Origin of the sequence: uncultured Empedobacter sp. (assembly GCF_937930195.1) — a bacterium.
Classification (GTDB): Bacteria; Bacteroidota; Bacteroidia; order Flavobacteriales; family Weeksellaceae; genus Empedobacter; species Empedobacter stercoris.
Genome location: NZ_CALGVK010000074.1, coordinates 1 through 8,294 on the forward strand (window position 1 = coordinate 1; position 8,294 = coordinate 8,294).

Genomic DNA, 8,294 nt, shown 5'->3' on the forward strand with positions numbered 1-8,294 from the left:
ATTATATTAATTTTATTTAAGTTTAATTTAACTTTATTTATATTTTGAAAAAACTACCCGTACTTTGTCCAAGTTGCACAGAAGAGTTAGCTGTAGAAAAACTGATCTGTAACAATTGCGAAACGCAAGTTGTTGGGAACTATGAACTTCCATTATTTTTAAAACTTTCCTCAGAAGAACAACATTTTATTATGCAATTTTTCTTAAGTTCAGGAAGTCTAAAAGATATGGCAAAACAAATGGATGTAAGTTATCCAACTATGCGAAATAAGGTAGATGATTTGATTCATAAAATAAATTCTATATCAAATGAATAAAGAGTTTACTGTTACGATGTCACCATTTTTTAAATGGACAACTGTCATTCTAATTTCCTTTTTATTACTCATTGGATTATCACTGATTTATAATGAAAAAAGTCTATTTCCTAAACTAATTTACTGGGGAATAGTAACTCCTGTTCTAGTTGGTTGTTATTTATTTTCTATTAATAAAATTAAAATTGACTTAAACAATATTTATTTTTGCACAAAAATTAAAACATTTGTTATCCCTATAAATGAAATAAAAAGCATCTCTCGAAAATCTCAAAACAATTTGATGATAATTGGCGCAAGAGGCGTTTATGGATTGATTGGAATTTCGATGGATAACTATCGATGTAATATAAAAGACCGAACTAAATTGGTTGCGATTGAATTAGAAAATGTAAAATATTTGATTAGTTGCGACGAACCTGATGAATTTATTCACACGATAAAAACCTTAAAAGATGATCAAAAAACTTCTTAATCCTTTTGCCTATTTTGACGATAAATTATTATTGATTATTGGATTAATCGCACATTTATTCTTTTCGTATATCTGTTATTTGACCGATTCGTATTTCCCTGATTTTTTGAGTATTCAAAAAATAAAAATTGATTTTTCGTTTGTCGATATTATCTACCAAAATACCCGAAATGTCTTAATTGCTATACTTTTACTTTATTTCTATGGAAAATTTATCAATCCAAAAACTCGTTTCATTGATATTATAAATGTGGTTTTAATTTCGAGAATTGCTTATTATATTGTTTTTATCACCGATTTTATTCCATTTATCAATCAGAAGATAAACAAGGTTACGGAAGGAGTTTTATCTAATGATTTAACCATTTTACAAAATCCTTCTATTATGATAACGGTAGTTATTGTAGGTTTTTTCGCATTATTTTGTATGGCAATTATGTTTTATTATTTGTACAGGGGGTTTAAAACAGTTACAAATCTCAAAAACACTAAACAAACCTTGGGTTACATTGCAGTAATCTTTCTTTTGATCCTTTCTACAACGATTTTAGCACTTATAATTCCACAAAAACTATGAGAAACTTAACACTTAATTCACATCAATTAATATCAAAAACAGAAGAAGTGATAGGCAGAAAGAAGAACTAATCTAATCTTTAAACGATAACCAACTAATTTTTTGATAAAAAAAAAGATTATATTTGTTGACAATCGAAAGGTTTTTAACCTAATTTTCTTTACTAAACAAAGGCTTTACTTTTTAAACAAATTTGAAGAAAGTAAATAGAAAGATAAGTTTATCTTCTTCTAATTAAACCATATTTGAAGGACAATAATTTAATAAAAATTTAGCAATCAATATCCCTTTTTCACTCAAATAATCGGATAGATTTTTGTAAATTTGTAACCAATACATTAGAAAATTTAATGGAATATAATACACTTCGTACGCAATTGATTATTCCAGAATATGGGCGTCATATTCAAGAAATGGTAAATCATTGTAAAACAATAACAGACGAAACAGAACGCAACGGATTTGCTGAAATTATCATCGAAGTTATGGGAGAATTAAACCCACACTTGCGCGACGTACCAGATTTCCAACACAAACTTTGGGATCAACTTTTTATCATGGCAGAATTTGATTTGGATGTAAAATCTCCTTATCCAATTCCGACAAAAAAGGACACTGTAAACAGCAAACCAAACAAAGTAAATTATCCACAAAGCATTTATAAATACAGATATTACGGGAATAATATTCGAAAAATGATTGACGTTGCTGTAACATGGGAAGAAGGTGAAAAAAGCGAAGGCTTGTACTTTGCTATTGCTAATCACATGAAAAAATGTTATTTATTGTGGAATAAAGATACCGTTGATGATCAAGTTATTTTCAATCATTTGTTCGAATTATCTAATGGTAAAATTGATTTAAGAAAAGTAGAAGATCATTTGGTTTCTCCTGAGCGTTTAAGCAATAACAATCATTCAAACAACAATCAAAACAACAGAAGTAACCGAAGTTATCAAAATAATAATCGAAACAATAACCAAAGTTCGACTAATCGTAATAACAACAATAACCGAAATAATCAAAATAACAATAATCGAAACCAAAACGTTCGAAACAATAAAGGTTAAATCAAAACTATTTAATACAACTAAATGGCTACATTTCAAATAAAGGGAGGGAAACCTTTGAAAGGAGAAATCACTCCTCAAGGTGCTAAAAATGAAGTACTACAAATTTTATGTGCGGTCTTATTAACCAATGAACAAGTTCGTGTTAAAAACATTCCGGATATCCGAGATGTCAATCGTTTGATTGAAATTTTAGGAGATTTAGGTGTCAAAACACAAAAAAATGGAAAAGGTGATTTCACTTTCCAAGCCGATGAATTACGATTAGATTATTTAAAAGGAAAACAATTTCGAAAAGATGGAGCTGCTTTACGTGGATCAATCATGTTAATGGGACCACTTTTAGCTCGTTTTGGAGAAGCATTTATGCCAAAGCCAGGTGGAGATAAAATTGGACGTCGTCGTTTAGATACACACTTCGAAGGTTTCTTTGCATTAGGAGCAAAATATCGTTTCAATCCAGACGAAGATTTCTACGGTGTAGAAGTGGACGAGAATGGACTACAAGGAAATTATATGTTGTTGGAAGAAGCTTCTGTAACAGGAACTGCCAATATCATTATGGCTGCTGTGCTTGCAAAAGGAACAACAACTATTTACAACGCTGCTTGTGAGCCCTATATTCAACAATTATGTAAAATGTTAAACAGAATGGGTGCTAAAATTTCTGGAATTTCTTCAAATCTTTTAACGATCGAAGGAGTTGAAAAATTAGGCGGAACCGAACATACATGTTTACCAGATATGATTGAAATTGGATCATGGATTGGTTTGGCAGCAATGACAAAATCTGAATTAACCATCAAAAATGTTTCGTGGGAAAATTTAGGTGTTATTCCAGATGTTTTCAGAAAATTAGGAATCAAATTAGAACGTCGCGAAGACGATATTTATATACCTGCTCAAGAAAATTATGAAATCGAACGCTTTATTGACGGTTCTATCTTAACAATTTCTGATGCGCCTTGGCCAGGATTTACACCTGATTTATTATCAATCATTTTAGTAATTGCAACACAAGCGAAAGGAAGCGTTTTAATCCACCAAAAAATGTTTGAATCACGTTTATTTTTCGTAGATAAACTAATCGATATGGGAGCACAAATCATTTTATGTGATCCTCACCGTGCCACTGTCATTGGTCTTAATCACGAAACACCTCTTAAAGGAGCAGAATTAACGTCGCCTGATATTCGTGCCGGAATGTCTTTATTGATTGCTGCACTTTCTGCAAAAGGAAAAACAGTTATTCATAACATCGATCAAATTGATCGTGGTTACGAAGATATCGATGTACGTTTACGCGCTATTGGAGCTGATATTATACGAGCATAAAAAATGCAATCTATTATTGAATTTATCACCAATTTTGTTCAACGCCCAGACAAGGTATTAATGGACATTATCAATAATTACGGTTATTGGATATATGCCATTCTATTCTTGATAATTTTTGCCGAAACAGGTTTAATTGTCATGTCATTTTTAATGCCTTTTTTACCTGGAGATGCGCTTATCTTTTCGATTGGAATGATTGCGGCCAGCGATGACCAAAACCATTTACATATCGAATATATCATTCCTTTACTGATGGTTGCAGCAATTCTTGGAGATAACGTAAATTATTATGTTGGACGAAAATTTGGCGGATGGATCTTAGGAAGAAAAGATTCGTGGTACCTTAAAAAGAAACACATCGAAAAAGCAACAGAATTTTTTAACGAAAACGGTAAAAAAGCAATCATCATTGCACGTTTTATGCCAGTAGTTCGTACTATAATTCCATTTATATGTGGTGTAACAAACCTTAATTACCGTACATTTATCACCTACAGTTTTTTTGGTGCTGTACTTTGGGTTGGCGTAATTTCTTTTTTAGGATATACTTTAGGTCAGTTTGACATCGTAAAAAATAATTTAGAGAAATTCATTTTTGGAATTATTTTATTGGCCAATATGCCTTTAATTATTCGAATTGTGAAAGCTCGATTCAATAAAAATAAAACAGACGAATGAGACAATTTGGATTAATCGGAAGAAATATTTCTTATTCTTTTTCGAAATCTTATTTTGCTGAAAAATTTATAAATGAAAACATTGTAGACTGCGTCTACAATGTTTTTGATTTACAGCATATCGATGAAGTAGAAAAAATTTTCGAAGCAGAAGGCTTAATAGGTTTTAATGTTACAATTCCCTACAAACAAGAAATCATTCCTTTTTTGGATGAATTATCGCCCGAAGCAAAAGCAATTGGTGCAGTAAATACAGTTTTGATTAAAGAAGGAAAAAGAATTGGCCACAATACAGATTGTTACGGTTTTCAACACTCTTTACAACCTCTTTTAGAACCGCATTACAAAAAAGCATTGGTTTTGGGAAATGGCGGTGCTGCAAAAGCTATTTTTTATATTCTTGACCAATTAAATATCACATATAAAATTGTTTCAAGAACGAAAATTAAAAATCATTTTACGTATGACGAATTGAATGAAGAAATCATGCATTCTCATCAAATAATTGTGAATTGTTCACCAGTAGGAACTTTTCCTAATATTGAAAATGAACCACTTCTACCCTATCAATTTCTAAACGAAAACCATTTATTGTACGACTTGATTTACAATCCAGCCGTGACAAAATTTTTAGAAAATGGACAACATAATGGTTCTAAAATAAAAAACGGACACGAAATGTTGATTCTACAAGCAGAAAAAGCTTGGGAAATTTGGAATAATCACACAAAATAGACTTGATATTGTCCTCAAATTTTATTAGATTTGAGAAACAAAACTTATTTTCTTATGAATACTGAATTGGATAACCTGCAAAATGCAGACGGAGAACAATTACCTAAATCTGCAACCACAAACAACTCTAACACGGAAACTTATAAAACAGAAGAGTTAGTCAACCAAGAAAAAGTGAGCGATATTTCGTTTAAAGATTATGAAACATTCAGCTTTGATGTCTTAATAAACGAAGCTAAAAATCTGTTGAGCAAGTACGATGTTCAAGATATTCGCGAACATTTCAATCAAATTCGAGATGCTTTTAAAAATAAATTAGACGAAGACGAAGCTGTTAAAAAAGAAGCTTTTTTGAATGAAGGTGGAGATGAATTAGATTTTAGATACGAAACTTCTTATAAAGCTAAATTTAATGCTGTTTATAACGATTTCAAAAATCAATTAGCTGTTTTTCATAAAGAAAATGAGAAAAAAGAATCAGATAATTTAAAAGAACGTTTAGAAATTATTGACGAATTAAAAGCCTTATACCAAGAACAAAATGATTCTTCTGCGGCGATGTTCAAACAATTTCGCGAGTTGAAAACTCGTTGGCATAACGCAGGAAGAATTCCGAGCAAAAATGCTGAAAATGTTTTTAAAAATTATTTTTTCCATTTAGACAATTTCTACACGTATTTGGATATGAACAAAGAATTGCAAACTTTGGATTATGCACATAATCTTGAAGTTCGTTATTCTATCATCAAACGTGCAGAAGAATTAGTCTTAGAAAATAATGTTCAAAAAGCGTTGAATGAATTGCAATACCTTCACCGTTTATGGAAAGAAGAAGCAGTTCCAGTACAAGAAGATTTGCGCGAACCAACGTGGCAGAAATTCAAAGAATTAACGAATAAAATTCATGACCGTAAAGGTGAATTGAATGAAAAAATAAAACAAGAGCAAAAAGATAATTTAGAGAAGAAAACTCAAATCATTGCTCGTATTAAAGAAATTGCATCAAGTTCAACAAGTAAATCGCACAGTGATTGGCAAAAAGCAATTAAAGAAGTAAATACATTACGTGAGAACTTTATTTCGTTGGGACGTGTGCCGAAAGATAAAAATTCTCAAACTTGGGAAGCTTTTAAAGAAGTGACACGAGAGTTTAATCACATCAAAAATGATTTCTACAAAGATTTAAAATCAGAACAACATATTAATCTTAAAAAGAAATTGGCTTTACTTGAAATTGCAAAACAACATGCTGAAAGCACAGATTGGAATACTTCAGTTCAAGTGATTAAAAGAATTCAAAATGATTGGAAAAAGATTGGTCATGTTCCAAGAAAAAATTCAGATAAAATTTGGAAAGAATTTAAAGATACATGCAACCAATTCTTTGATCGCTACAAAAAACGTCACGAACAAGCGAATCAAAAATTTGAACAAAACTATACAAACAAGCAAGCTTTATTACAGGAATTCAAGAATCAAACTATTTCTGATAATAAAGACGAAGCATTGAAACAATTAGAAGAAATTCAAAACAATTGGACGAGTTTAGGAAAAGTACCAACGGATAAAACATTAATCAACCAAGAGTTTACAGATATTTATCACAAAAAACTTGAAGCGCTAAATCTTTCGAAAAATGAATTGAACGATTACAAGTTACAATCTTTTGTCAATAAAGTAAAAGCTGGAAATAATGGTAATTTATTGGATGATGAGATTAGAAAAACACGTAAAACGATTGAAGAATTAGAAAAAGAAATCAATCAATTAGATAATAACGTACATTTCTTTTCGAATGCGAATGAAAACAATCCTTTATTAAAAGATGTTTACAAACAAATTGACGAAAAACGTAAAAAATTAATTGAAGCTGAAATCAAATTGAAAACATTATTCAACATAGATTTTAATGCATAATTTTTAGAGATGACACAACAATCTATCGATGAGCACTATATGGCTCGTTGTATACAAATTGCTACAAACGGGTTAGGAACAACATATCCTAATCCGTTTGTTGGTTCTATTATTGTACATAACAATCAAATTATTGGTGAAGGTTTTACATCTGAATACGGTGGTCCTCACGCAGAAGTAAACGCGATCAATTCAGTCAAAAATCCTGAATTATTAAAGGAAAGTACTTTATATGTGACATTAGAACCCTGTTCGCATCATGGTAAAACACCTCCATGTGCAGATTTGATTATTGAAAAAGAAATTCCGAAAGTTGTAATAGGAACGTTAGATCCGTTTGCAAAAGTAAATGGACAAGGTTACTTACGTTTGCTAAAAAATGGTGTGGATGTGACATTAGGTGTTTTAGAAAAAGAATGCATCAACCTTAATAAGCGTTTTATTACATTTCATCAAAAAAAACGTCCATACATTATCCTAAAATGGGCACAAACTGAAGATGGATACATCGGACGTGATGATATACAATTGTGGATTACCAATCAATACACCAAACAATTGGTACATAAATGGCGAACGGAAGAACAAGCTATTTTGGTTGGAAAAAACACAGCTTTAATCGATAATCCACAATTAAACTCAAGACTTTGGACTGGGAATAATCCGTTGAGAATTGCGATTGACAAAAATTTAGCTATCCCGAGAAGTTTTCATTTGTTTGATCAGACTCAACCTACGGTTATTTTTAATTCACTTGAAAATTCATCAGAAGAAAATTTAAACCTTATCCAATTGGATTTTTCGCAACCAATATTACCGCCTATTATGAACTTTTTATATGAAAATAATATTCAATCTCTGATTGTTGAAGGTGGATGCGATACGATTCAACATTTTATTGATGCCAATTTGTGGGATGAAGCAAGAATCTTAAGTTCTGATACCATTTGGAATGAAGGAATTTTAGCACCACGCTTAAAAGGAATACGAACTGAAAAACATCGTTTTTTGAATGATGAATTAAATATTTTCGAAAATAGATTAGATAATGAAGAACCTTAATTTTGAGGTTCTTTTTTTATTTGAATTTATTAAAATTTTCGTTTAATAATTATATCATCAAATTTATTATTCGCCATGTTCAAGTTATAAGTGCAACTGGCCAAGTAGATTTTAGTTTTTCGATAG

Annotated in this window: 9 protein-coding genes; all 9 read left to right on the forward strand. The window is 30.7% G+C overall.

Annotated features, from left to right (window positions below; all coding sequences use genetic code 11):
- The first annotated feature begins 41 nt into the window (after positions 1 to 41).
- Positions 42 to 317: a DUF2089 family protein gene (locus tag Q0616_RS04445; protein ID WP_171622363.1), complete on the forward strand. Its 276-nt coding sequence runs from the start codon at positions 42 to 44 to the stop codon at positions 315 to 317.
- A gap of 16 nt (positions 318 to 333) precedes the next feature.
- On the forward strand, positions 334 to 792 hold the full coding sequence (locus tag Q0616_RS04450) for a PH domain-containing protein (RefSeq protein ID WP_260393783.1): 459 nt from the start codon (positions 334 to 336) through the stop codon (positions 790 to 792).
- Complete coding sequence (locus tag Q0616_RS04455; RefSeq protein ID WP_286484313.1) at positions 773 to 1,369, forward strand: hypothetical protein; 597 nt, start codon at positions 773 to 775, stop codon at positions 1,367 to 1,369. Before Q0616_RS04450 ends, Q0616_RS04455 begins: the two co-directional genes overlap by 20 nt.
- A gap of 350 nt (positions 1,370 to 1,719) precedes the next feature.
- The gene (locus Q0616_RS04460) at positions 1,720 to 2,439 is read left to right on the forward strand and encodes a DUF4290 domain-containing protein (RefSeq protein WP_225542781.1); all 720 of its coding nucleotides are present in this window, start codon (positions 1,720 to 1,722) and stop codon (positions 2,437 to 2,439) included.
- A gap of 24 nt (positions 2,440 to 2,463) precedes the next feature.
- Positions 2,464 to 3,774, forward strand: a complete 1,311-nt coding sequence (gene murA, locus Q0616_RS04465; protein WP_284583458.1) for a UDP-N-acetylglucosamine 1-carboxyvinyltransferase — start codon at positions 2,464 to 2,466, stop codon at positions 3,772 to 3,774.
- A 3-nt stretch (positions 3,775 to 3,777) separates the two neighbouring features.
- Positions 3,778 to 4,455, forward strand: coding sequence for a VTT domain-containing protein (locus Q0616_RS04470; protein ID WP_171622340.1), 678 nt, complete (start codon positions 3,778 to 3,780; stop codon positions 4,453 to 4,455).
- Positions 4,452 to 5,189, forward strand: coding sequence for a shikimate dehydrogenase (locus Q0616_RS04475; RefSeq protein ID WP_298775428.1), 738 nt, complete (start codon positions 4,452 to 4,454; stop codon positions 5,187 to 5,189). The genes Q0616_RS04470 and Q0616_RS04475 overlap by 4 nt, the downstream gene beginning before the upstream one ends.
- Before the next feature lie 54 nt (positions 5,190 to 5,243).
- Positions 5,244 to 7,106 (forward strand): DUF349 domain-containing protein, encoded by a 1,863-nt coding sequence (locus Q0616_RS04480; RefSeq protein ID WP_298775429.1) that lies wholly within the window; start codon positions 5,244 to 5,246, stop codon positions 7,104 to 7,106.
- 9 nt (positions 7,107 to 7,115) lie between these two features.
- Positions 7,116 to 8,168, forward strand: a complete 1,053-nt coding sequence (ribD, locus tag Q0616_RS04485) for a bifunctional diaminohydroxyphosphoribosylaminopyrimidine deaminase/5-amino-6-(5-phosphoribosylamino)uracil reductase RibD (RefSeq protein ID WP_260542646.1) — start codon at positions 7,116 to 7,118, stop codon at positions 8,166 to 8,168.
- The last annotated feature ends 126 nt before the right edge of the window (positions 8,169 to 8,294 follow it).